We start from the raw sequence: 23,692 nt of genomic DNA, 5'->3' as shown, positions 1-23,692 counted from the left end.
CGCCCGCCCCCGCCGTTAGGCATGTGTTCGATAATGCGACGTTCGGGGCTGATGAGTCTGTCATCGGCCCCTTGCGTACGTTCGAACACGGCAAGAAGGGCACGGCCTCGTGGCACGGTTTCCAACCTGGCTAGGCATCGCGCTCGCGGGGGCTGTCACGCTGTCCCTCGCGGGGTGCAGCAGCACCGGCGGCAAGCGCGCGGAGGACGCCCGCAAGTCCGCGGCGGCCCAGGGCGGGGCGGCGGTGAACACGCCCCGCTGGACCTTCGCGATGATCACCCACTCCGGTGACGGCGACACCTTCTGGGACATCGTGCAGAGCGGCGCCAAGCAGGCCGCCGTCAAGGACAACGTCGACTTCCTGTACTCGCACGACGACGAGGCCCAGCAGCAGGCCCAGCTCGTGGACGCGGCGGTCGACAAGAAGGTCGACGGGATCATCGTCTCGCTCGCCAAGCCCGACGCGCTCAAGGCCGCCGTGGCCCGCGCCGAGAAGGCCGGCATCCCCGTGATCACGGTCAACTCCGGTTCGGCCCGGTCCAAGGCCTTCGGCGCGCTCACCCACGTCGGCCAGGACGAGACCGTGGCCGGCGAGGCGGTGGGCGACGAACTGACCAGGCGCGGGCGCAAGAAGGCGCTGTGCGTCCTGCACGAGCAGGGCAACGTCGGTCACGAGCAGCGCTGCGCCGGTGTCGCGAAGACCTTCGGCGGCACGGTGGAGAACCTCTACGTCAACGGCACCAACATGCCCGACGTGCAGTCCGCGATCGAGGCCAAGCTCCAGGCGGACACGTCCGTCGACGCGGTCGTCACGCTCGGCGCCCCCTACGCGGACACCGCCGTGAAGGCCCGCACGGACGCGGGCAGCAAGGCCGAGATCGACACCTTCGACCTCAACGCCAAGGTCGCCGCCGAGCTGAAGGACGGCACACTCGGCTTCGCCGTCGACCAGCAGCCGTACCTCCAGGGCTACCAGGCCGTGGACCTGCTGTGGCTCTACAAGTACAACGGCGACGTCCTCGGCGGTGGCCGGCCGGTGCTGACCGGCCCGCAGATCGTCACCAAGGACCAGGCGGCCGCGCTGGAGGAGTACACGAAGCGGGGCACCCGATGAGCGCCGCGACGGACGGCACCCCTGCTGACGAAAGGATTCTGCACGCCTCCCCGCTGCGGAAGCTGCTCTCCCGTCCCGAGCTCGGCTCGGTCGTCGGCGCGCTCGCCGTCCTGCTGTTCTTCGCCTTCGCCGCGGACGGCTTTCTGCGCGCCTCCAGCCTGAGCACCGTGCTCTACGCGTCCTCGACGATCGGGATCATGGCGGCCCCGGTCGCGCTGCTGATGATCGGCGGTGAGTTCGACCTGTCGGCAGGCGTGCTGGTGACGTCGTCCGCGCTGGTCTCGTCGATGTTCAGCTACCAGATGACGGCGAACGTCTGGGTGGGCGCGGGCGTGTCCCTGCTGGTCACCCTGGCGATCGGCGCCTTCAACGGCTTCGTGCTGACGCGGACCGGCCTGCCGAGCTTCATCGTCACTCTCGGCACCTTCCTGATGCTGACCGGCATGAACCTCGGCTTCACCAAGCTGATCGACGGCACGGTCTCGACCAAGACGATCGCCGACATGGAGGGCTTCCCCTCCGCGCACGCCGTCTTCGCCTCCACGCTGACCGTCGGCGGCGTCGACTTCAAGATCACCATCGTGTGGTGGCTCGGCCTGGTCGCCCTGGCCTCCTGGATCCTGCTGCGTACCCGCACGGGCAACTGGATCTTCGCGGTCGGCGGCAACAAGGACGCGGCCCGCGCGGTCGGTGTGCCGGTCACCCGGACCCGGATCGGCCTCTACACGGGCGTGGCGCTCGGCGCCTGGATCTCCGGGCAGCACCTGCTCTTCTCCTACGACGCGGTGCAGTCCGGCGAGGGCGTCGGCAACGAGCTGATCTACATCATCGCCGCCGTGATCGGCGGCTGCCTGATCACCGGCGGCTACGGCAGCGCCGTCGGCTCGGCGGTCGGCGCACTCCTGTTCGGTATGACCAGCAAGGGCATCGTCTTCGCCGAGTGGAACCCCGACTGGTTCAAGTTCTTCCTCGGGGCGATGCTGCTCCTCGCGACCCTGCTCAACGCCTGGGTCCGCAAGCGCGCGGAGGCCGCCAAGTGACGCAGACCGACACCGCCGTACCCGCCGTACCGCTCGTGGAGCTGTCCGGTGTCAGCAAGCGCTACGGCACCGTGCGCGCCCTCGAAGGGGTCTCCCTGGAGGTCCACCCCGGGCAGATCACGTGCGTCCTCGGCGACAACGGCGCGGGCAAGTCCACCCTGATCAAGATCATCGCGGGCCTGCACCGGCACGACGACGGCCTGCTGCGCATCGAGGGCGAGGAGACCCGGCTGTCCTCCCCGCGCGAGGCCCTGGACCGCGGTATCGCCACGGTCTACCAGGACCTCGCCGTCGTCCCCCTCATGCCGGTGTGGCGCAACTTCTTCCTCGGCTCCGAGCCGCGCAAGGGCAGCGGTCCCCTCAAGCGCATGGACGTCGACCTCATGCGCCGGACCACCCGCGCCGAACTGCTGCGCATGGGCATCGACCTGCGCGACGTCGACCAGCCCATCGGCACCCTGTCGGGCGGTGAGCGGCAGTGCGTGGCGATCGCACGCGCGGTGTGCTTCGGCGCCAAGGTCCTCGTGCTCGACGAGCCGACCGCGGCGCTCGGCGTCAAGCAGTCGGGCGTGGTGCTGAAGTATGTGGCTGCCGCACGGGACGAGGGCCTGGGCGTCGTGTTGATCACCCACAACCCGCATCACGCGTACCTGGTGGGCGACCGGTTCGTCCTCCTGCGACGCGGGGCCATGGTGGGGCATCACACACGGGAGGAGATCACCGTGGACGAGCTGGCCCGGCAGATGGCGGGCGGGAGCGACCTGGAGGATCTGCGCCATGAGCTGCGCCGCACCTCCTAGCCTGGGCGCGGCCACGGCCACGACGGCGGATACGGGTCTCCGGGGCTGCGGGGGAGGCCGGGGCCGGGGCTGGGCCTGCCGCCGCGGACGCGAGCGCGTGACCTGCTCCGACGCCCCCGCGCCGGTCGGACGAGGGCACCGCCCCCACCCTCCCTGTGCGGCATTCGGCGTGAGCGTGCGGCAGAATCGGCCCCGATGAGCACCTACCGCGACCTCGCCGCCCCCATCGGATCCCGGCGCGCCCCCGTCCTGCGGACGGTCGGCACGCGCGAGCGCCGCTCCCTGCTGACGGCGCCCCGCGTGCCGACGGTCGGGATCGACATCGGGGGAACCAAGGTGATGGCGGGCGTCGTGGACGCCGACGGCAACATCCTGGAGAAGCTCCGCGCGGAGACCCCGGACAAGTCCAAGAGCCCCAAGGTCGTCGAGGACACCATCGCCGAGCTGGTGCTGGACCTGTCCGACCGGCACGACGTGCACGCCGTCGGGATCGGCGCGGCCGGCTGGGTCGACGCCGACCGCAACCGCGTGCTGTTCGCGCCCCATCTGTCCTGGCGCAACGAGCCGCTGCGCGACCGCCTCTCCGAGCGCCTGTCGGTCCCGGTGCTGGTCGACAACGACGCCAACGCCGCCGCCTGGGCCGAGTGGCGCTTCGGCGCCGGCCGGGGCGAGGACCACCTCGTCATGATCACGCTGGGCACCGGCATCGGCGGCGCGATCCTGGAGGACGGGCAGGTCAAGCGCGGCAAGTACGGGGTCGCGGGCGAGTTCGGGCACATGCAGGTGGTGCCCGGCGGACACCGCTGCCCGTGCGGCAACCGCGGCTGCTGGGAGCAGTACAGCTCCGGCAACGCGCTGGTCCGCGAGGCCCGCGAACTGGCCGCCGCCGACTCCCCGGTCGCCTACGGGATCATCGAGCGCGTCAACGGCAACATCTCCGACATCACCGGCCCGCTGATCACCGAGCTGGCCCGCGAGGGCGACGCCATGTGCGTCGAGCTGCTCCAGGACATCGGCCAGTGGCTCGGCGTCGGCATCGCCAACCTGGCCGCCGCCCTCGACCCTTCCTGCTTCGTCATCGGCGGCGGCGTCTCGGCCGCCGACGACCTGCTCATCGGCCCCGCGCGGGACGCCTTCAAGCGCCATCTCACCGGCCGCGGCTACCGCCCCGAGGCCCGTATCGTCCGCGCCCAGCTCGGTCCCGAGGCCGGCATGGTGGGCGCAGCGGACCTGGCCCGGCTGGTCGCCCGCCGCTTCCGGCGCGCCAAGCGCCGCCGGGTCGAGCGGTACGAGCGCTACGAGCGGTACGCGGAGGCCCGGCGCGCGACCCGGGGGGCGCTGTGACCATGTCGCTGCCACGCCAGGCGGCGCCTCCGGACGAGCCCCCGCCCCGCCGGCCCGAGGACCGCCGCCACCGCAACCGCCGCAGGGCCCTCACCCTGCTGATCATCGTGCTGCTCATCGGCGTCCCGGCCGGCTACCTGGTGATCTCCGCCAACCAGAGCCGCAACAGCGGCAAGGACAAGGAGGCCAAGTACTCGGCGACCGGGCTCACCGCCGGCTACCCGTCGAAGGTCCAGCGCCGCCTCTACCAGGTCCCGATCCCGCACCCGGCGGACCGGGTCGCCTACTACGAGACGAACAACTGGAAGACCAGCCGCCTCTACGTCCAGTTCCGGACCACCCAGCCCGGTCTGGAGACGTTCCTCACCGCCATGGGCGTCAACCGGAGCGATCTGAAGAGGGGCGAGATCAGCGTCGGCGCCCGCGACCGGAGGATCACCGGCTGGACCTTCGCGGACCCGGGCCCGTGGTGGGGCCTCCACCACGCCCAGAAGAACCCGGCCCCCACCCAGGACGTGGTCGTGAACATGTCCAACCCGGTCCTCCCCATGGTCTACGTCGTCTCCCGCACCGTCCCCTGACCCCTCGCCGGAGCCGATTGTCAGAGCCCGCCCGTAGAGTCGAAGACGATCGATTCGACCAGGGGGCGGGAGGTGACAGGACGTATGAGCGACGTGGCAGTGGCGGACCCGGCGGCGGACGCCGTGTCCGTGCGGCTCGCCGCCGTCTTCCTGCCCGCACCCCTCCCACGCGACGGCCGCGTCGCCTTCTGGGACCCCGAGGGCGAGGTGTGGAGCGCCGCCCCGCCCGGGCACGCGGAACTGACGGTCGTACGACGGCACGGAGCGGGCGCCCGCCGCAAGCCCGCCCCCGCGCTCGCGCTGACGCTGGATGAGGCGCTGCCGCACCTGGTGCGCGCGCGGCACGACCCGGCCGCCCACCCCGCCACCGCCTGCTGGGGCGCCGCCGCCCTGCACGCGCTGCGGCTCACCGCCCGCGGCCGTCTGCTCCCCGGCCTGACCCCCGCCGGGCAGGACGCCTGGCGCGCGGGCCCCCTGGACCCGGACGACATCGCCCACCTGCGCGCCATCGCCGCCGCCCTGCCGTACGAGGGCCACGCGGTCCCCCTGCCCGGCCCCGGCCCCCTCCATCTGCCGGAACCGGAAGCGCTGGTCCGCGCCTTCCTCGACGCGGTCGCCGACACCCTGCCCCGCACCCCCGCCGCACCGTTCGCCTCGGGCAGGCCCTTCGCGGACCGCCGGCCGCAGCACCTGCCGGACGCCCACGACTGGGCCGCGGAGGTCGCCGCCGGCATGGACGCCGGAGTGCGGATCTCGCTCCGCCTGGACCTCGCCGCCCACGACCTCTTCGACGCCGGCACGGGCACCGGCGGCGGCGCCGCGGCCGGGCCGGCGCGCAACGCGGGCGCGGCGGTCGTCCAGGTGCACAGCCTCGCCGACCCGACCCTCGTGACCGACGCGGCCGCGCTGTGGGCGGGCGAGGCCGACACGGCGTTCGGCCCCCGCGCGCAGGTGGACGCCGCGCTCGCGGTCCGGCGCGCGGCCCGTGTCTGGCCCCCGCTGGACCGGCTCGCCGAGCAGGACGTGCCCGACGTGCTCGCGCTGTCGGAGGAGGAGCTGAGCGACCTGCTCGGGGTGGCCGCGACCCGGCTCGCGGCGGCCGGCGTGGCGGTGCACTGGCCCCGGGACCTCGCGCAGGACCTGACCGCGGCCGCGGTGGTGCGGCCCGCGCCGGGCTCGGCGACCGACGGCACCGGCTTCTTCGAGGGTGAGGAACTGCTGCGCTTCAGCTGGCAGCTTGCCCTCGGCGGCGACGCGCTCACCGACGCCGAGATGGACGCGCTCGCCGAGGCGCACCGCCCCGTCGTGCGCCTGCGGGACCGCTGGGTGCTCGTCGACCCGGCCCTCGTCCGCAAGGCCCGCAAACGCGAGCTGGGCCTGCTCGACCCCGTCGACGCGCTCTCCGTCGCCCTCACCGGCACCGCCGAGGTCGACGGGGAGACCGTCGAGGCGGTCCCGGTGGGCGCGCTGGCGGCGCTGCGCACCCGGCTGACGGCCGGGGTGGCTCCCGCGCAGCCGCCGCCGGGGCTGCACGCCACCCTCCGCGACTACCAACTGCGGGGCCTGGCCTGGCTCGACCTGATGACCTCCCTCGGCCTCGGCGGCTGCCTCGCCGACGACATGGGCCTCGGCAAGACGGTCACCCTCATCGCCCTGCACCTGAAGCGGGCCCGCAGCGAACCGACCCTGGTGGTCTGCCCGGCCTCCCTGCTGGGCAACTGGCAGCGGGAGATCACCCGGTTCGCGCCCGGCGTGCCGGTGCGCCGCTTCCACGGCCCGGACCGCACCCTGGACGACCTCGACGGCGGCTTCGTGCTCACCACGTACGGCACCATGCGGTCCACGGCGGCCCGGCTCGCCGAGCAGCCGTGGGGCATGGTCGTCGCCGACGAGGCACAGCACGTCAAGAACCCCTACTCGGCGACGGCGAAGGCGCTGCGCACCATCCCGTCGCCCGCGCGCGTGGCCCTCACCGGCACCCCCGTCGAGAACAACCTCTCCGAGCTGTGGGCCCTCCTCGACTGGACCACCCCCGGCCTCCTGGGCCCCCTGAAGTCCTTCCGCGCCCGGCACGCGCGCGCGGTGGAGAACGGCGAGGACGAGGAGGCGGTGGAGCGCCTGGCCCGTCTGGTGCGCCCCTTCCTGCTGCGCCGCCGCAAGTCCGATCCCGGCATCGTCCCCGAACTGCCGCCCAAGACGGAGACGGACCACCCGGTCCCGCTCACCCGCGAACAGGCCGCGCTGTACGAGGCGGTGGTGCGCGAGTCGCTGCTGGCCATCGAGACCGCGCGGGGCATCGCCCGCCGGGGCATGGTGCTCAAGCTGCTGACCTCGCTCAAGCAGATCTGCGACCACCCCGCGCTCTACCTCAAGGAGGAGCACCCGCGCGGCGGCGCGGACCGGCTCGCCGCGCGCTCCGGCAAACTCGCCCTGCTGGACGAACTGCTGGACACCCTGCTCGCCGAGGACGGTTCGGCCCTCGTCTTCACCCAGTACGTCGGCATGGCCCGGCTGATCACCTCGCACCTCACCGCCCGCGCGGTCCCCGTGGACCTGCTGCACGGCGGCACCCCGGTGCCGGAGCGCGAGCGTATGGTGGACCGCTTCCAGAGCGGGGCGACCCCCGTCTTGGTGCTGTCGCTGAAGGCGGCCGGCACCGGCCTGAACCTCACCCGCGCGGGCCACGTCGTCCACTTCGACCGGTGGTGGAACCCGGCCGTCGAGGAGCAGGCCACCGACCGCGCCTACCGCATCGGCCAGACCCAGCCGGTGCAGGTGCACCGCCTGATCACCGAGGGCACCGTCGAGGACCGCATCGCGGAGATGCTCGCCGCCAAGCGCGCCCTGGCCGACGCGATCCTCGGCTCCGGGGAGTCGGCCCTCACGGAACTCACCGACCGCGAGCTGTCCGACCTGGTGTCGCTGCGCAGGGAGGCGTGATGACTCCCGAGCGCACCGGCACCGACGTCCCGGGCCCGGGCCCCCAGGAGCCGCGGGCCGGCACCACGGCCCCGGTCCCGCGGCCCACCACGGCGCACCTGGCACCCGGGCATGCGGAGTCCGGGCACGGGGAGCCCGGGCACGGGGAGCCCGGGCATGCGGAGTCCGGCCGTCCCGTGCCGGACCATCAGCCCGCGGACCCGGAGGCCGGTCACGCGGAACCCGGCCACCCGGAACACCGGCCCGCCGACGTGGCCCGCCGCGCCCTGCGGGCCGCTCGCCGACAGCGGTCGGCGACCGGCGACGAGACCGACCGCGAACCGTCCCGGCCGCCCTTGAGCGAATCCGTCGGCCGCCCCCCACGCCCGGCCGACCACCCGCCCCACCCGGCCGACCACCCGCCCCACCCGGCGGACACCGCCCGCCCGGCCGATGCCGCCCGCGCGGCCCTGCGGCGTGCCGTCTCGGCCCGGCGCGCCGACCGCGGTGACGGTGCGGATTCGGCTGTAGGCGGTGCGGGGGAGGATGCCGTCGGCCGTGCTGCCGGTGCGGATACCGCCGACGGCACCGGGATGGGCCCTTCCCGGCGTGATGGTGCGGAGTCCACCGGGCGCGGCCGTACGGAGTCCACCGGGCGCGACGGTGCGGAGTTCACCGGGTGCGACGGTGCGGAGTCCGGCGGGAGGGGTGAGGGCGCGGAGTCCATCCGGTTCGGTGAGCCCGCGGAGCCCACTGACCCGGCCGCCGAGTCGCGGGAATCGGTGTCGGCGGAAACGGGCGGTCCGGCGGCGCGGCCGCCGGCGCACGATCGCCCCGGAGCGGCGGACGACCCGCCCCGAGGGACCGGTGAATCGGGGGACGAGAGGGGCGGGGCGCTGTCGCTGCCCGCGGGCGGCGGGCCGAGTGGGTCGCCGGGGCGACCGGATGAGGACCCCGGTGAACCGGCGGATGCGGCCGGGAGTCCGGTTCGTGGGGGAGAGGCGCGCCCGGGCGGCGCACGTCCCGCCGATGTGGCCCGTGAGGCGCTGCGCGCCGCGCGGGCTCGTGACGCGGCACAGGCGGAGCGGTCCGCGACGGAATCCGTGTCGACCGGTGCGCGCGCGACGGAAGCCGGCCCGGCCGGGGGCCGCCCCCGTCGCCGGACCGAGCCCGCCGTCCACCTGCCGCGGGGCGACGCGTCGGGCCGGAGCGCCGGCACGCGTGCCCAAGAGGTGCGTGACTTGGTGGCGCAGGCGTTCCGCATGCCTTCGACGACGGCGGATCCGGTTCCGGGGGAGGGGGAGACGGGCGGTGGGACGGCAAGCGGGTCGAGGACGGCCCCCGCGGCGACCCCGAGGACTCACGCCCGCGAGTCCGACGGCACGGACGCGACCGATTCCGCCGAGGAGCCGTACCGCACCGCGGGCCGCCCGCGGATCTCCGCCGCCGATCCCGCCCTGCCCTCGGGCGGCGACACCGCCCGCTCCGGCGGCCACGCCCCGCACCAGCCGACGACCGACCTGCACGGGCGGGTGCCCGACGCGCACCGGCCGCCGGACCACCCCCACCGGGACGAGTCCGCGTCCGAGCCCGCCGTCCGCCGTCCGCCGGGCGACGCCCCCGGTGCGCCCGCCCTCCCCACCCGCGCCGCGGACGCCGCATCCGCGCCCTCCGCGACTCCGGCGCCCTCCGCGACTCCCTCGTCCCGCGAACCCGCCGCGATTCCGGTTCCCTTGGCGAGTCCCGCTTCCCCCGCGACTCCCGGGGCCTCCGCGATACCGGCGTCCCCCCTGACTTCGGCGACTTCGGCGCCCTCCGCGACTCCCGCATCCCCTGCGACCGACGCGCCGCCCACGCCCCCCGCGCCCCCGCGGGTCCCCCGCACCATGGCCGTGCCGCGACGCGACGGGGAGCTGAGGCGGACCTTTCCGGCGTTCTCGCCGCGGGCGTCGGACGGTTCCGGGTTCGCGGGGACCTGGTGGGGGAACGCCTGGATCGCCGCGCTGGAGGAGGGCGCCCTGGACGTCGCGCGGCTGGCGCGGGGGCGCGGTTACGCGGAGCAGGGGCATGTCGACGCGATCACCGTGACCCCCGGGCTCGTGCTCGCCTATGTCCAGGGGAGCCGTCCGCGCCCGTACCGGGTGCAGGTGCGGCTGAGGACGCTCGACGGCGCGGCCTGGGACCGTTTCCTGGACGCGGCGGCCGAGCGGCCGGGGCACATCGCCGCCCTGCTCGACAAGGAGATGCCCCCTTCCCTGGCCGACTGCGGGGTCCCCCTGCTGCCCGGCCCCGGCGATCTGGACCCGCACTGCAGCTGCCCCGACCGGGGCCACCCGTGCAAGCACGCCGCAGCGCTCTGCTACCAGACCGCCCGCCTGCTGGACGCCGACCCGTTCGTCCTGCTGCTGCTCCGCGGCCGGGGCGAGCGCGAGCTGCTCGACGCCCTCTCCCGACTGAGCGCCACCCGCGCGGCCCGCGCCGCCCAGGACCGGGCACCGGCGCCGCTGCCGGGCGTCCGTGCCGGTGACGCGCTGGCGCCGCGCGGCCGGCCGCCTCTCCCGGCCCCGCTGCCCCCGCCCCCACACCCGGAGCAGCCCCCGGTGTACCCGGGCGTGCCGGGCGGCCCGGACCCGTTCGCGCTGGACCAGCTGGCCACCGACGCGGCCGCCCGCGCGCACGCCCTGCTGACCACCGGCCGCGACCCGGTCGGCGAGCTGACCCTGTGGGAGGACGCGGTGCGCCTCGCCGCCGCCCGTCCCGGCTCCGGACTGACCGCCGCCACCCGCTCCCTGTACGCGTCGCTGGCCTCCGCCACCGGCCGCACCCCGGCCGACCTGGCCCGCGCGGTCGCCGCCTGGCGGCAGGGCGGCCCGGAGGGGCTGGCGGTTCTGGAGGAGCCGTGGGACCCGCCGGCGGGACGGTTCGACCGCGCCCGCCCGCTCCTCCTCGCGGCCGACCTGCCCGTCTTCCGCCCCTGGCGGAACCACCTCACCCACCCCCACGGCCAGGTGCAGCTGCGGCTGGGCCGGGACGGGCTCTGGTACGCCTACGAGTCCGAACCGGGGCGCGAGGACTGGTGGCCCCGGGGCACCCCGGACCTCGATCCGGTCGGCGCCCTCACCGGTCTGGGAGGCCCGGTCCAGCGGACGTAGCGAACCCTCCGGGGGTATCCGGTGGGCCCCCTCGACAGGACGTCGGACCCTGCCCCGCGCGCCCGTTCGCGCAAACACTGAGATCATGAGCGAAAGAGCGCTGCCCATGGCCTGACGAATCGTGGTGGTGAGCGTCGTGGCTGCACTCGGTGGGAACAACGAGAATCCGGAGCCGGACGTCCCGCGCAGGGACCCGGTGGGCGATCCGTTTCTGCGCACCCGGTTCGCCGTGCCCATCCGGCCGGCCACGTTCATCCGCCGTGAGCGCCTGGTCGAGCACCTCGACCGGGCCCTGGAGACCCCGTTGACGATGATCAACGGAGGCGCGGGCGCCGGCAAGACCCTGCTGGCCGCCGACTGGGCGGAGCACCTGGAACAGCCGGTCGCCTGGCTGACCTGCGACCCGGCCGACCAGGCCCCCGGCGTCTTCTGGGCCTATCTGCTGCAGGCCCTGCGCGCCGGCGGGGTGCAGGTGCGGGCCGTCGACGAGGTCGGCAGCCCCGCCGACCCGAGCCGGGTGGACCACACCCTGCTGGCCAGGCTCGCCGCCGGGCTCAGCGGCCGGGACCGCCCCGCCGTCGTGATCCTCGACGAGTACGACCTCGTGACCACGCCGGAGATCGCGGACCAGCTCGAGTTCGTCCTCCGCCATGCCGGGCAGGGCCTGCGCCTGGTCCTCGTCACCCGCACCGAACCGCTCCTGCCCCTGCACCGCTACCGGGCGCTGGGCACCATCACCGAGATCCGCGACGCGGAGCTGGCCTTCACCCCCGAAGAGGCGGCCACGCTGCTCGACCTGCACGGACTGCGGCTGAGCGGCGACGGGGTGCGCGCGCTGGTGGGGCGGACCCAGGGATGGGCCGCCGGCCTGCGGCTGTGTGCGCTGGCCGCACAGGAGAGCAGCGACCCGGAGACGTACCTGAAGGAGTTCGAGGCCGGACAGAGCGCCGTCGCCGACTTCCTGCTCGCCGAGGTGCTCAAACGGCAGTCCGCCGAGACGCAGGAGCTGCTGCTGCGCGTCAGTGTCCTGGACCGGTTCTGCCCCGAACTGGCGAACGCGGTGACCGGGCAGCGGCACGCCGAGCCCCGGCTCGCCGAGCTGCACCGGGCGAACGCGTTCGTCCACCACCTGGGGCACTCGTGGTACCGCCTCCACCCGCTGTTCGCTGAGATCCTCCGGGCCCATCTGCGGGTCCGCTTCCCGGGACTGGAGAGCGAACTGCACCGTAGGGCGGCCGCCTGGCTGCGGAGGTCGGGACCGCTGCCGGAGACGCTCGCGCACGGCGCCGCCGCGGGCGACTGGGACTTCACCGCCCGGGTCCTCGTCGACGACCTGGCGATCGGCCAGCTCTTCCTCGGCCTGCGCTCCGACGACCTCGGCGAGCTGTTCTCACGGATGGCGCCGGACGCCGACGGCCCCGAGGCGAACCTCGTCCGCGCGGCCCGAGCCCTGTCCGAGGGGGACGTCGAGCGCGGCCTGGCCCACCTCCGGCAGGTCGAGCGGGAGCCGGCCCGCGACCTGCCCGACACGGCGGCCGCCCGGCTCAACTGCGCCCTGCTGGAGACTCTCGCGGCCCGGCTGACCGGCACCCCCGGCCGAGCGGAACGGGCGGCGCTCAAGGCACGGCTGGCCCAGAGGGACCTCCCGTCCGAAGCACTGGAACGGCACCCCGAGCTGCCCGCCCTGCTCCAGACCCACCTGGGCGCGGCCCGGCTGTGGGCGGGACGCTTCGAGGAGGCACGCGCCGCCCTGTCGGCCGTGGTGGCCGGCCACGGCGGCGCCTCGACCGCGCTGCCGCGCGAGGAGTCCCTGTGCCACCTCGCGTTGATCGACTACCTCGAAGGCCGGCCGAGCCGGGCGGAGCGCAAGGCGGGGGCCGCGATCAGCGACGCCGAGCGGTTCAGCGTGCCGCAGCCGTCCGGCTCCGGCATCGGGCAACTGGTCCTGGCGGCCGTGGCCGTCGACCGCGACGAACTGGACGAGGCCCAGGCCCTCCTGGACCAGGCGACCGCCGCCGGGCACGGAGTCCCCGATCCGGTGGCCGCGGCGGCGCGGATCATCGTCACCGGGCGGCTGCTGCTGGCGCGCGGGGACCCCCAGGCCGCCCTCGAAGTCGCCGGGTCCGACGTCACCGCCGCCGTCGCCTCCCCGTGGGCGGAGGAGCACGCGGCCCTGGTCGCCTCGGCCGCGCACCTGGCGGAGGGGCGCCCCGACGCGGCCCTGAAGGTGCTCGACGACGCGGCCCGCCACGGCACGGCCTGCGCCGTGGAGGCCGCCCGGGCCCACCTGGCGGCCGGGCACCCCGACGAGGCACTGCGCGTACTGGACGATGTCCACGCCGCCGAGCCGGACGGCCCGGCGATCACGGTGCGGGCCCTGCTGGTGCGGGCCCGGGCCGCCGACCTGGCGGGGGACGAGGCCACCGCCCGGCGCCTCGTCACCCAGGCGCTCCGGCACGCCCGCCGGGAGCGGCTGCGGCGTCCGTTCCTCGAAGCCGGCTCGTGGATCCGCCCCCTGCTGGCCGCGGACCCGGCGCAGGAACTCGCCGCGGACTGGCTCACCCAGCGCCCCGGGCCGCCGCCCGCCGGCGGGCCGGCGCCGGCGCCGGTCGTCGAGCCGCTGAGCGCCCGCGAACGGGACGTCCTCCAGCGCCTCGCGCAGATGATGTCGACCGAGGAGATCGCCGCCGACCTCTTCGTCTCGGTGAACACGGTGAAGACGCACCTGAAGACCGCGTACCGCAAGCTCGGCGTCAACCGGCGCAGCGACGCGGTGCGCCGGGCCCGCGAGCTTCACCTGATGTGATCGCCCCGCGCACGGCGGCTCGCGTCAGCCGTGCGGGCCGCGGGAGCCGCCCGGCATGCCCTGCGGGCGCCGCCCTCGAACCCGTGACTCCGCGAGCCCCTGAACCCGTAAGCCCGTAAGCGCGCGACCCCGTGAGCCCGCGACCCCGTGAGCCCGTGAGCCCGTGAGCCCGTGAGCCCGTGAGCCCGTGAGCCCGTGATTCCGTGCGTCCGTCCATCCGTCCGCGCCTCCGCGAGAGTCCCCGCGCCTCGCCCGCCCCGGGTGAGGCGGCGGACCGGCGTCTCGGGTGCCATGGGAGCAGCGGCGGGCCCCGTTCCGGTCGCCGCGGCCGGCCGTGGCGGCCGGAACCCGGGCCGAATCGGCGAGGTGGACACCGTGGCGCACTGGCGGGCTCTGATCGTCCTCGGCACGGCCCAGTTCCTGATGGTGCTCGACACCTCCGTCATGAACGTGTCGATCAGCCGGCTGGTCGAGGACTTCGGCACCGAGGTCACCGCCATCCAGGCGGTGATCACGCTCTACGCGCTGGTGATGGCGGCCTTCATGATCCTCGGCGGCAAGCTCGGCGACATCTACGGACGGCGCCGGCTGTTCCTGCTCGGACTTGCCGTCTACGGCGCCGGCTCGGCCCTCACCGCCCTGGCGCCCACCCTCTGGATGCTCACCCTCGGCTGGTCGATCGTCGAGGGACTCGGCGCCGCCATGGTGCTGCCCGCCATGGCGGCGCTCGTCGCCGAGTCCTACCGGGGGCCGGACCGGGCCGTCGCGTACGGCGTGATCGGCGGCCTCGCCGGCGCGGGCATCGCGGTCGGCCCGCTGCTCGGCGGCTGGCTGACCACGTACCTGACCTGGCGGCTGGTGTTCGCCGGGGAGGTCGTGGTCGTACTGATCATGCTGGCGCTCCGGAGCTGGGTCACCGAGGCCGGCCGCATCGGCCCGCGCCCCCGGCTGGACGGCGTGGGCGCCACGCTCTCGGCGGCCGGACTCGCGCTCTGCGTCCTCGGCGTGCTGCAGAGCAGCACCTGGGGGTGGGTCGAGCCGCGGAACGCCCCGTTCACCGTCTTCGGCTTCGCGCCCACCCTCTTCGTGATCACCGCCGGGGTCCTGATCCTGGTCCGGTTCCACGCCTGGGAGCGCGGGCGCGAGGCGCACGGCCGTGACCCGCTCGTCCATCTGGCGCTGCTGCGCAGGCCCGCCCTCCGCTCCGGCCTGACGACGCTGCTGAACCAGAACCTCGTGCTGCTGGGCCTGTTCTTCGCCATCCCGCTGTATCTGCAGGTGGTGCAGGGGTTCGACGCCTTTCAGACGGGCCTGCGGCTGCTGCCGGTGTCCGCCGCCATGCTGCTGGCGTCGGCGGTCGCCTCCCGGGTCGGCCGGGCCGCCGGGCCGCGGCGGGTGGTCCGGCTCGCGCTGACCTGTCTGCTGGTGGCCGTCGTGTGGCTGCTGGCCACGATCAAGCCGGTCATCGACGACGCGCAGTTCGCCGGGGCGATGGCGCTGCTGGGCGTGGGCATGGGACTGCTCGCCTCCCAGTTGGGCAACGTCGTCCAGTCCGGGGCCGGCGAGGAGGAGCGCAGCGAGGTGGGCGGGCTGCAGTTCACGGCCCAGAACCTCGGCTCCTCGCTGGGCACCGCGCTCATCGGCTCCGTGCTGATCGGGGCCCTGGCCCAGGCCTTCACCACGTACGTCGCCGACGATCCGCGCCTGTCGGAGCGGGCCCGCAAGCAGACGAGCATCGCGCTGGAGTCGGGGGTGAGCTTCGTCGCCACCGATCAGGTGCGCGCGGCGGCGAAGCAGGCCGGCCTGCCGCCGTCCCAGGTGGAACGGGTCACGAACGCCTACGCGTCGGCGCAGCTCGCCGGGCTGAAGGCGGCGATCCTGGTCACCGGCGGCATCACCCTGGCGAGCTTCCTGGTCACGGGGGGCCTGCCGGCCGGGCGGCCGGACCGCCGTACCCCGACCAGTCCCGGCACCGCGGCCGGGGCGCCCGGCTGAGCGGCCGAGATGCCCAGACCCCGCACCGCCGAGGCCCGCGCCCGCGTCGCCGAGCGCAGGGCCCACGCCGACTACACCGGCGGCGTCTACGGCTCACTGCTCGCCGCCTCCGTCGTGGTCGGCGCCGGCGCCCTCGGGGCGTACCCGCGCGTCGAGCTGGTCGTCCTGCTGCTGCTCACCGGGGTGGTGTTCTGGGTCGCCCATGTGCACGCCCAGCTGTTCGGCGCGCGGCTGGCGCAGGAGTCGCTGGACCGGCGGACGGTGCTGCACGTCTGCCGGGACGAGTGGCCGATCGTCAAGGCCGCGGTGCCGCCGGCCGTCGCCGTGGCCGTCAGCCCCCTGCTGGGACTGGACGTGCGGGGCGCGATCTGGCTGGCGCTCGCCGTAGCCGTCGCCGGACAGATGGGCTGGTCGGCGGCGGCGGCCCGGCGGGCCGGGGCGTCCTGGGCCCTGGTCGCCGTGACGGCCTCGGTGAACCTGGTGATCGGCCTGCTGATCATCGCGTTCAAACTGACACTCACGCACTGACGGTCAGGCACCGAGGCCGCCCCGACCGGGCTCGTCCGGACCGGACCCGCCCCGACCGGGCTCGTCCGGACCGGCCCCGCCCCGACCGCGGCCGCCCCGGCCGCGCCCGCCGGGCCTCACCTGTGCCGGGTGAGGCCCGGCGGGACGGCCCGACGGAGTATCGCTGGGGAGGGCGCAGTCAGCCCCACGGCCAACCGCGTCCGCGGAAGGGCAGCTCATGCGCTATGAGATCCGCGTCGACGGGCACATCTCGGAGACGCTGGCGGAAGCCTTCCCGGAGCTGGACCACGTGGTGATCTCCGGCCAGACGGTCCTGTTCGGTCCGGTGGTGGACGAGGCCCACCTCTACGGACTGCTCGACCGATGCCAGTCGCTGGGGCTACGGGTCCTGGAGATGCGCCGGCTGCCGGAGTGACGGTCCCTTCACCGAGCCCTTCACCGTGCCGTCACGGAGCCTTTCACCGAACCCTTCACCGCGCCGGTCGCGGAGCCCTTCACCGAGCCGGAGCCGCGCACCGAGCCGCGCACCGAGTCCGTCACTCGGGAGGCGGCTTCCCGCGGGTCTGCTCCAGGCCCGCCTGGACGGCTGCCGCCAGCACCCGCGCGGCGAGGCCGACGAGCAGCAGCCCTCCCAACATCTGGAGCATCGCCATCACACGTCCCACCTGGGTCACGGCGACGATGTCCCCGTAACCGACGGTGGCGAACGTGGTCAGCGCGAAGTACAGGGCGTCCGTCCTGGTCAGCGACTCGCTGAAAGTACCCGGAAGGCCGCGTTCGACCAGGTAGTAGGCGCTGGCGAAGAGCAGCAGGAACATCGACAGCGTGGTGGCGAAGGCCTCCACGGCCCGCAGCCGGGGATGGGGCGAGCGCGCGATCACCCGGACCTCCCAGCCGAACACCAGCGCCACCCCCAGCAGTCCGCCCACCAGCATGGTGGTCGTCCTCAAGGTGCTCTCCTGGTCCATGGGCAGCAGGTAGTACGCGACGACGAACGCCGTGGTGATGCCCGCGCTCCGGGCCAGCGTCGTGAGGGCGGCCCGGTGGCTCGGGCGCGGCCGGGCGTCCCGCTGTCCCGGAGGTCGTTCGGGAGGCTGACCGGGCGGGGCGTCCTGCGGCCCGCCACCAGGAGGTTCGCTCATGTCGCACGGATCGTTCCCCGTGGGCGGGTCCGCCGCGCGGTTCCGGGCCCCGCCTCACTCCTGCGGCGGTGCGGCCGAATCACCCGTCACGGGTGACCCGGCCGTCACGCGGGCGCGGGACCGTGACGGGGTGAGGTCCCCGCACACCGTCCCGTCGGCGGTCCGGCAGCGACCCGGACCATGCGAGGAGGAGCCATGACCGCATCGCGTGGTCCGGCGCCGCGAACCGGACCGGAACACACGCCCGGCGGGACGGTCCCGGACACCGCCGGTGACCCCGAGGCCCTGCTCGCGGAGCTCGGCGGTTCCTGGAGCTGGATGCTGGGCTCGGCGCTGGCCACGCTCGTACCGGGCATCCTGATCCTGGTCTGGCCGGACGAGTCCCTGCACGTGCTGGCCGTCGTGATCGGGCTGTATCTGCTCGCGGCCGGCGTGTTCCGGTTCGTCGCGGCGTTCGCCCGGGAGCCGGGGGAACGGCTGCCCGGGCTGCTCATGGCGGTGCTGTTCGTCCTGGCCGGGGTGCTGTGCCTGCGCAACCCGTTGCAGACCATCGCCGCCCTGTCGCTGATCGTGGGGGTCGTCTGGCTGGTGACCGGGATGCTGACCGGTTACACGGCCGTCGTCGCCAAGGGACTGCCGCACCGCGGCTTCGTCTTCGGCGCCGCGGCCCTGGGCGTCGTCGCGGGGATCGTGGTCCTCGCGCTGCCGGTGGAGTCGGCGGTCGCGCTGACGCGGCTGCTCGGTCTGTGGCTGGTCCTGCTCGGGGTGGTGGAGCTGGGCGTCGCCTTCGCCTGGCGGGCGGCGCTGCGCCGGGCCCGCGGCGGACTCCGGACGGGCCCGGCCGCCCCCGTCTGAGCCCCGGCCCCTTCGCGCGCGCCGGCGGCCTCCGGGACCCGGCACCACTCGCGCACGTCGCGCCCGCGGCCCGCCGTCCCCGCACGGACGCACGCGCGCCCGACGCACGACGCACGGACACACGGCAGCACCGGGCGCTTCCACCGGCCGGCCCGGACGACCGAGGAGGACGCATGGCCTCGACCCCAGCATCCGGACCCTCAGCTTCCGGCGACGACAAGCCCCCCGCCGGCACCCCGGCGCCCGGCGGGGCCTCGACCGGCCCCCCGCCCTCCGCCGGCCCCCCGCCCCCCGCAGGGCCCCCCGGCGAACCCCCCTCCTCGCAGCCCCTGAGCGCCGCCGAGCGCGAGGAGTACGAGCGGTTGCGGCGCGCGGCGCACGTACGGCACCGGCGCACGCGCCGCGCGGGCGCCTCGCTGCTGCTGGTCGTGACGCTCGTGCTCGCCCCCCTCGCAGTGGTCGCCGCGTGGGTGCACTCGCAGGTGTTCGACACCGACCGCTATGTGCAGACCGTGGCGCCGCTGGCCTCGGAACCGGCCGTGCAGAACGCCGTCACCGACAAGCTGACCGCCCGGGTCGTGAGCGAGATCGACGTGCAGGCGATCACCGCGTCCCTCTCCAAGGCGCTCAAGGACGCAGGGGCGCCACCGAAGGTCGTGGACGCCTCCTCCGCGCTGACCGGCCCGCTGCGCAGCGCCGTCACCGACGTCGTGCGCCGCACCATCAGCAAGGTGATCACCAGCGACTTCTTCGAGCAGGTGTGGGTGAACGCCAATCAGCGGGCCCACTCCTCGGTGGTCAACATGCTGACGGGCAACGAGAGCGGCGCCCTGCGCGCCCAGGGCGACACCGTGCAGCTGGACATCGGGGTCGTCGTGGACCAGGTCAAGCAGCGTCTGGTCGACGCGGGCTTCCAGAAGGCGTCCGTCATCCCGGCCCCCGACCGCACGGTCACCCTGTTCAAGACCGACCAGCTCAACAATGCCCAGAGCGCGCTGCGGCTGCTGAACATCGTCGGCACCTGGCTTCCGGTGCTGACCGTCGTCCTCGCCGCCCTCGCCGTCTGGACCGCTCCGGCGCACCGCTTCATGCTCATGGTCACGGCCACGGGCGTCGGGGTGATGATGGTGGTGCTCCTCGTTGCCCTGGCCGTCGTACGGCAGGTGTACCTGAACAGCGTGCCCCCGGCCACCCTGCCGCCCGACGCCGCCGCGGCGATCTTCGACACCTTCCTCCGCTTCCTGCGCGACAGCGCGCGCACCCTGCTGGTCGTCGCCGTGATCATCGCGCTGGCCGCGTTCCTGTACGGTCCCGCACGCGCGGCCCGCACCGTGCGGTCGCTCACGGGACGGGGCACCGCGACCACCGGCCGGGCCCTCGTGCGCGGCGGGATGCGGACCGGGGCCACGGGCCGCTGGCTGGACACCCATCGCGGGTGGACCACCGGGATCGTCATCGCGGCGGGCGCCCTCACCCTCGTGCTCTGGAACTACCCGACGGCGGCCGTGGTGGCCCTGGTCCTGCTCGTCGTGCTCGTCGTCCTGTTCGTCCTGGCGGTCCTCGCCGGCGCGACCGGCGACGACACCGCCCGGACGGGCACTAGAGGCGAACCGGGCCGTGCGGTCCCCTGAGCACCGCGCGCCCACGGGCGGCCCTCGGCCGTCGCCGGGTGCGCGCGCGGATCACCGGCCCCACTCTCACCCGTCCCGGGTGAGGACGCGGCGTTCTTGCCGTGCGCACGCTGAATACGGCACCGAGCCGCAGCCGGGCCGGGGCCCGGAAACGGAGGAGAGACATGAACGCGCAGACGTACCTGGCGTACGACTATCCGCTGCTGGGCGCCTTCTGGACCATGCTCTGGTTCTTCCTGTGGATCATGTGGTTCGTCCTGCTCTTCCGCGTCATCGTCGACATCTTCCGCGACGACTCCATGAGCGGATGGGGCAAGGCGGGCTGGCTGGTCTTCGTGATCGTGCTGCCGTTCCTCGGCGTCCTCGTCTACGTCATCGCGCGCGGCAGGGACATGGGCAGCCGTGAGGTCGCGCAGGCCCGCGCGCAGCAGCAGGCGTTCGACACCTACGTCCGCGAGACCGCGGCCGGCGGCCGGACCAGCGGCGTGGACGACCTCGCCCGGCTCTCCGAGATGCGCGCCCGCGGCGACATCACCGACGCGGAGTTCGCCCGGGCCAAGGAACAACTCCTGAGCGGCGGCGCACCCGCCGGCAGTTCCACCTCCGTCCCCTCCACCCCCGGCCGCTGAAGACGACGCCGGACCGAGAACGAAACGAGGCACCAGCATGACCACAGCACACCACGCACGCCCTGAGTCGGCGAAGCAGCAGTGGGCCGGCGGCCTGATGATGTTCGGCGCCGTCATGCTCATGATCGGCGGGGTGCTCGACATCTTCCGCGGCATCATGGGCATAGCCCAGAACAACGTGTTCGTCACCACGCCCAACTACGTCTTCCAGTTCAACCTTTCCGGCTGGGGCTGGGTCCACCTCATCCTCGGGGCGGTCGCCGTGGTCGTGAGCCTGGGCCTGTTCCAGGGAGCGATGTGGGCACGCGTCGGCGGTGTGGTGATCGCCGGCCTCATCATCATCGCCAACTTCCTCTCCCTGCCGTACTACCCGGTGTGGTCCATCGTGGCCATCGCGATCTCCGGGTTCGTCATCTGGGCGCTCTGCGTGGTGCGCCCCGAGGAATCCGCCGGCTACCGGTAGGCCGTGCGCCCACCGGGACAGGACCGCGCCGACGAGGGTGCGGCGGGCCGTACGGGCCCCGCCGCACCCTCGTCCCCGTCGCGCCGCCCCACCCGGCGGGACGCCGAGAAGGAGCGCGAGGTGCCGCACCGGCGTGACGGGCACGCCCCCGCCACCGGGGGGACGGCGGCCCGCCGCACGAGACCCGCGGTGTGGGCGCGGCTGGCGCTGCTCGCACTGCTGGGCAGCGTGCTGGTGCCCCTGGTCGCCGCCGGGCTCGCGAGCCTGCTGTGGGTGCTGCTCGGCATGGCCGGGCTGGCCCTCACCGCGGCCGGTCTGTGGTGGACCCTCGCGCACACCGGCGCGGTCCGCGCCCTGGGAGCGGCCCTGGTCGTCGCCGTTCCGTTGGCGGTGCTCGCCCTGTACGCCGCGCACGGCATGCTCGGGCCGGCCGTCCTCGCCCTGGTCCTGTGGGCGCTTGCCCTGGCCGCCGCGCGCATCGCCCTCACCCCCGGGGGCACCCCGGGCGAACGGGAACGGGACCCCGCCGCGGCCGAGGCACCGCACCGGCCCTGGATCGTCATGAACCCGCGTTCCGGCGGCGGCAAGGTGGAGCGCTTCCACCTGGCCGAGAAGGCCCGGGAGACCGGTGCCGAAGTGGTCCTGCTGGACCCGGAACGGCTCGCGGACGTCGCGGAACTGGCCCGGCGCGCGGTGCGCGACGGAGCCGACCTGCTCGCCGTGGCCGGCGGCGACGGCACCCAGGCCCTGGTGGCCGAGGTCGCGGCCGCCCACGACCTGCCGTTCCTGGTGGTCCCGGCCGGCACCCGCAACCACTTCGCCCTCGACCTCGGCCTGGACCGGGACGACCCCGCGGCCGCCCTGGAGGCGCTCACCGACGGCGTCGAACTCCGCGTCGACCTCGGGTTCGCCGCGGACCGCGTCTTCGTCAACAACGCCTCCTTCGGCGCGTACGCGGCCGTGGTCAGCGATCCCGCCTACCGGGACGACAAGCTGCGCACCGCCCTCCAGACCCTGCCCGGACTGCTCACCGGCGAAGGCGGGCCCCGGCTGAGCATGCGGGCCGGGCGGACCCGCGTCGACGACCTCCAGGCCCTGCTGGTCAGCAACAACCCCTACCGCCGCGCCGTCGACACCGCGCACCCCGGGCTGCGGGAGAGCCTCGACTCCGGACGGCTCGGCGTGCTGTGCGTCAGCGTCGGGAGCACCGCCGGGGCGGCCCGGATGCTGAGCGGCCCGGGATCCCAGGGCGTGCTGCGGCTGACCGCGCCGGAGGTCGTCGTCGAGGCGGACACCGCCACGGTGCCGGTCGGCGTCGACGGCGAGTCCGTCCCGCTGCGCACCCCGGTCGTCTGCCGGATCGTCCCCGGCGCACTGCGGGTCCGGGTGCCCCGCCACCGGCCCGGAACCCCGCCCAGCAGACCCCCGGCCGACTGGCTGCGGGTGTGGCGACTCGCCCTGCACCCGGACCGCGAGCCCGCCCGGGCGCGCACCTGACGCCGCGTCACGACAAGGCGCGCCCTCTCTGTCTCAGCGCCGGACCGGCCGCGGCCGGGGTGCCGGGGTGTTTCCGACTGCGTGGTGTTCTCGCCAATGCCCTGATTTGGGGTCGTGGACCGCCTGGCCGATTTCAACTGCCTTTCATGTGAGCACTCTCACAAGCGATTGACCGTGTACGGCCACAGCCGTTTACTTCCCGAGACCTTTACAAGATCCATATACGGGGGGATTTCGTGAAGCCTCAGTGGGCCGGCGTGTCGCCAGCGCGGAGGGCACGAAGAGCACGCGCCTGTCTTCTGGGCGGCGCCGTGGCCTCGCTCGTCCTGTCGGTACTGCCCGGATTGCCTGCCGCAGCAGCCGGCGGCCAGCAGGAGACGATCACCGGCCCCGACCGGACGAAGTGGTCCTACACCTACGACCTCTTCAGCCGCCACCTCTCTAGATGATCTCCTCCAGGTGGTTGCCCCGTGAATTCACTAATCGCCTGTGTTCCGAGCGGTATCACCGTCGAAGATGTGCACGACCAACTGCTTGCCGAAGGCATTGCAGTAGATCTTCAAGGCGGGCGGATCACGGTCTCCTACGAAGGATCTTTGGCCTGGGTATCACCGGATTCGGAAGGTGAGCTGGAGAGGGAGTACGAGCCCGATGAGCTATCCCTTATTGAAGGAACCATCGGAGCGTGGCAGGGGTACATCATCGATTGCCGCATGCTCCGGGCCGCAGAGGCCGCCGTGGCCGCGATCTCCGCACGGTGGCCGTGCGTAGTGGATGACGAAAGCGGCTTCATCGGCCGGGCGCAGGAATACTTCGAACGCCGCCGCAACAACGGCTGACCTCTGCGACAGGACGTCCGTCGCCACAGCGATACCGCGGTCAGGGCGAAAGGTATGGCCGCGGTATCGCAGCGAGGAATCGGCACCATGGCCGCCCAGGACGACTGATTCCAGCGGGCGCCACCATCTGAGCTCGCTCAGCCAGGCCGACGTCGAAGGCTGTCCCGCAGGGGAACTCACCCGCACGGATGAATCCTCGCCCCGGCACACAGCCGAGGCGGCGCTGTCCTCCCGAAGTTACGGCGAAGTGACAAGCCGTCTGTTAGCCTCGATCGTTCATGAGTGCCCGTCAGCTTGCTGACGGGGACTCTGTGTCTGTGTGATGGGGTCTTTTCGGGGCTGGGGCAGGCTGAGGGC

At 74.2% G+C, this 23,692-nt stretch carries 19 protein-coding genes; 18 read left to right on the top strand and 1 reads right to left on the bottom strand.

Going from position 1 to position 23,692, the window contains the following annotated elements; translation table 11 throughout:
• The first annotated feature begins 109 nt into the window (after nucleotides 1-109).
• The 11 genes from ACIPM1_RS16940 to ACIPM1_RS16890 all read left to right on the top strand — a co-directional run bounded on the left by ACIPM1_RS16940 (nucleotide 110) and on the right by ACIPM1_RS16890 (nucleotide 16,694).
• Entirely contained in the window at nucleotides 110-1,114 is a 1,005-nt protein-coding gene (locus tag ACIPM1_RS16940; protein WP_402434907.1) for a sugar ABC transporter substrate-binding protein, read from the top strand.
• Nucleotides 1,111-2,154, top strand: coding sequence for an ABC transporter permease (locus ACIPM1_RS16935; RefSeq protein WP_402434904.1), 1,044 nt, complete (start codon nucleotides 1,111-1,113; stop codon nucleotides 2,152-2,154). The genes ACIPM1_RS16940 and ACIPM1_RS16935 overlap by 4 nt, the downstream gene beginning before the upstream one ends.
• The gene (locus ACIPM1_RS16930; RefSeq protein WP_402434901.1) at nucleotides 2,151-2,954 is read left to right on the top strand and encodes an ATP-binding cassette domain-containing protein; all 804 of its coding nucleotides are present in this window, start codon (nucleotides 2,151-2,153) and stop codon (nucleotides 2,952-2,954) included. Before ACIPM1_RS16935 ends, ACIPM1_RS16930 begins: the two co-directional genes overlap by 4 nt.
• A 195-nt stretch (nucleotides 2,955-3,149) precedes the next feature.
• Entirely contained in the window at nucleotides 3,150-4,298 is a 1,149-nt protein-coding gene (locus ACIPM1_RS16925) for an ROK family glucokinase (protein WP_356183955.1), read from the top strand.
• A complete protein-coding gene (locus ACIPM1_RS16920) occupies nucleotides 4,295-4,879 on the top strand; it encodes a sugar kinase (RefSeq protein WP_402434897.1) in 585 nt (194 codons plus the stop codon). The genes ACIPM1_RS16925 and ACIPM1_RS16920 overlap by 4 nt, the downstream gene beginning before the upstream one ends.
• A gap of 84 nt (nucleotides 4,880-4,963) precedes the next feature.
• Nucleotides 4,964-7,819 (top strand): SNF2-related protein, encoded by a 2,856-nt coding sequence (locus ACIPM1_RS16915; RefSeq protein WP_402434894.1) that lies wholly within the window; start codon nucleotides 4,964-4,966, stop codon nucleotides 7,817-7,819.
• A gap of 1,241 nt (nucleotides 7,820-9,060) precedes the next feature.
• Nucleotides 9,061-10,950: an SWIM zinc finger family protein gene (locus tag ACIPM1_RS16910; RefSeq protein WP_402434891.1), complete on the top strand. Its 1,890-nt coding sequence runs from the start codon at nucleotides 9,061-9,063 to the stop codon at nucleotides 10,948-10,950.
• 136 nt (nucleotides 10,951-11,086) lie between these two features.
• On the top strand, nucleotides 11,087-13,756 hold the full coding sequence (locus tag ACIPM1_RS16905; RefSeq protein ID WP_402434888.1) for a LuxR C-terminal-related transcriptional regulator: 2,670 nt from the start codon (nucleotides 11,087-11,089) through the stop codon (nucleotides 13,754-13,756).
• A 375-nt stretch (nucleotides 13,757-14,131) separates the two neighbouring features.
• Nucleotides 14,132-15,751, top strand: a complete 1,620-nt coding sequence (locus ACIPM1_RS16900) for an MFS transporter (protein WP_402434885.1) — start codon at nucleotides 14,132-14,134, stop codon at nucleotides 15,749-15,751.
• A 9-nt stretch (nucleotides 15,752-15,760) separates the two neighbouring features.
• The gene (locus tag ACIPM1_RS16895; protein WP_402434882.1) at nucleotides 15,761-16,279 is read left to right on the top strand and encodes a hypothetical protein; all 519 of its coding nucleotides are present in this window, start codon (nucleotides 15,761-15,763) and stop codon (nucleotides 16,277-16,279) included.
• 217 nt (nucleotides 16,280-16,496) lie between these two features.
• On the top strand, nucleotides 16,497-16,694 hold the full coding sequence (locus ACIPM1_RS16890; RefSeq protein WP_356183934.1) for a hypothetical protein: 198 nt from the start codon (nucleotides 16,497-16,499) through the stop codon (nucleotides 16,692-16,694).
• Between the two features lie 121 nt (nucleotides 16,695-16,815).
• Here ACIPM1_RS16890 and ACIPM1_RS16885 read toward each other — a convergent pair whose 3' ends face one another.
• On the bottom strand, nucleotides 16,816-17,421 hold the full coding sequence (locus ACIPM1_RS16885) for a potassium channel family protein (RefSeq protein WP_402434879.1): 606 nt from the start codon (nucleotides 17,419-17,421) through the stop codon (nucleotides 16,816-16,818).
• 195 nt (nucleotides 17,422-17,616) lie between these two features.
• Between ACIPM1_RS16885 and ACIPM1_RS16880 the strand changes: the two genes are divergently transcribed.
• From ACIPM1_RS16880 to ACIPM1_RS16850, 7 genes are all read left to right on the top strand, one after another.
• Nucleotides 17,617-18,276, top strand: a complete 660-nt coding sequence (locus ACIPM1_RS16880) for a DUF308 domain-containing protein (RefSeq protein WP_356183931.1) — start codon at nucleotides 17,617-17,619, stop codon at nucleotides 18,274-18,276.
• 173 nt (nucleotides 18,277-18,449) lie between these two features.
• Complete coding sequence (locus ACIPM1_RS16875; protein WP_402434875.1) at nucleotides 18,450-19,907, top strand: hypothetical protein; 1,458 nt, start codon at nucleotides 18,450-18,452, stop codon at nucleotides 19,905-19,907.
• Nucleotides 19,908-20,071: 164 nt separating this feature from the next.
• Complete coding sequence (locus tag ACIPM1_RS16870; protein WP_356183925.1) at nucleotides 20,072-20,536, top strand: SHOCT domain-containing protein; 465 nt, start codon at nucleotides 20,072-20,074, stop codon at nucleotides 20,534-20,536.
• Between the two features lie 37 nt (nucleotides 20,537-20,573).
• Nucleotides 20,574-20,999: a hypothetical protein gene (locus ACIPM1_RS16865; protein WP_402434872.1), complete on the top strand. Its 426-nt coding sequence runs from the start codon at nucleotides 20,574-20,576 to the stop codon at nucleotides 20,997-20,999.
• A 3-nt stretch (nucleotides 21,000-21,002) separates the two neighbouring features.
• Complete coding sequence (locus tag ACIPM1_RS16860; RefSeq protein WP_402434869.1) at nucleotides 21,003-22,496, top strand: diacylglycerol kinase family protein; 1,494 nt, start codon at nucleotides 21,003-21,005, stop codon at nucleotides 22,494-22,496.
• A 311-nt stretch (nucleotides 22,497-22,807) separates the two neighbouring features.
• Complete coding sequence (locus ACIPM1_RS16855; protein ID WP_402434866.1) at nucleotides 22,808-22,945, top strand: hypothetical protein; 138 nt, start codon at nucleotides 22,808-22,810, stop codon at nucleotides 22,943-22,945.
• Nucleotides 22,946-22,966: 21 nt separating this feature from the next.
• Entirely contained in the window at nucleotides 22,967-23,335 is a 369-nt protein-coding gene (locus ACIPM1_RS16850) for a hypothetical protein (protein ID WP_402434863.1), read from the top strand.
• Nucleotides 23,336-23,692 lie beyond the last annotated feature (357 nt).

Origin of the sequence: Streptomyces sp. NPDC086766, from assembly GCF_044746005.1 — a bacterium.
Classification (GTDB): Bacteria; Actinomycetota; Actinomycetes; order Streptomycetales; family Streptomycetaceae; genus Streptomyces.
Note: the sequence above shows the minus strand (reverse complement) of the source record. Positions and strands in the feature narration are given on the sequence as shown.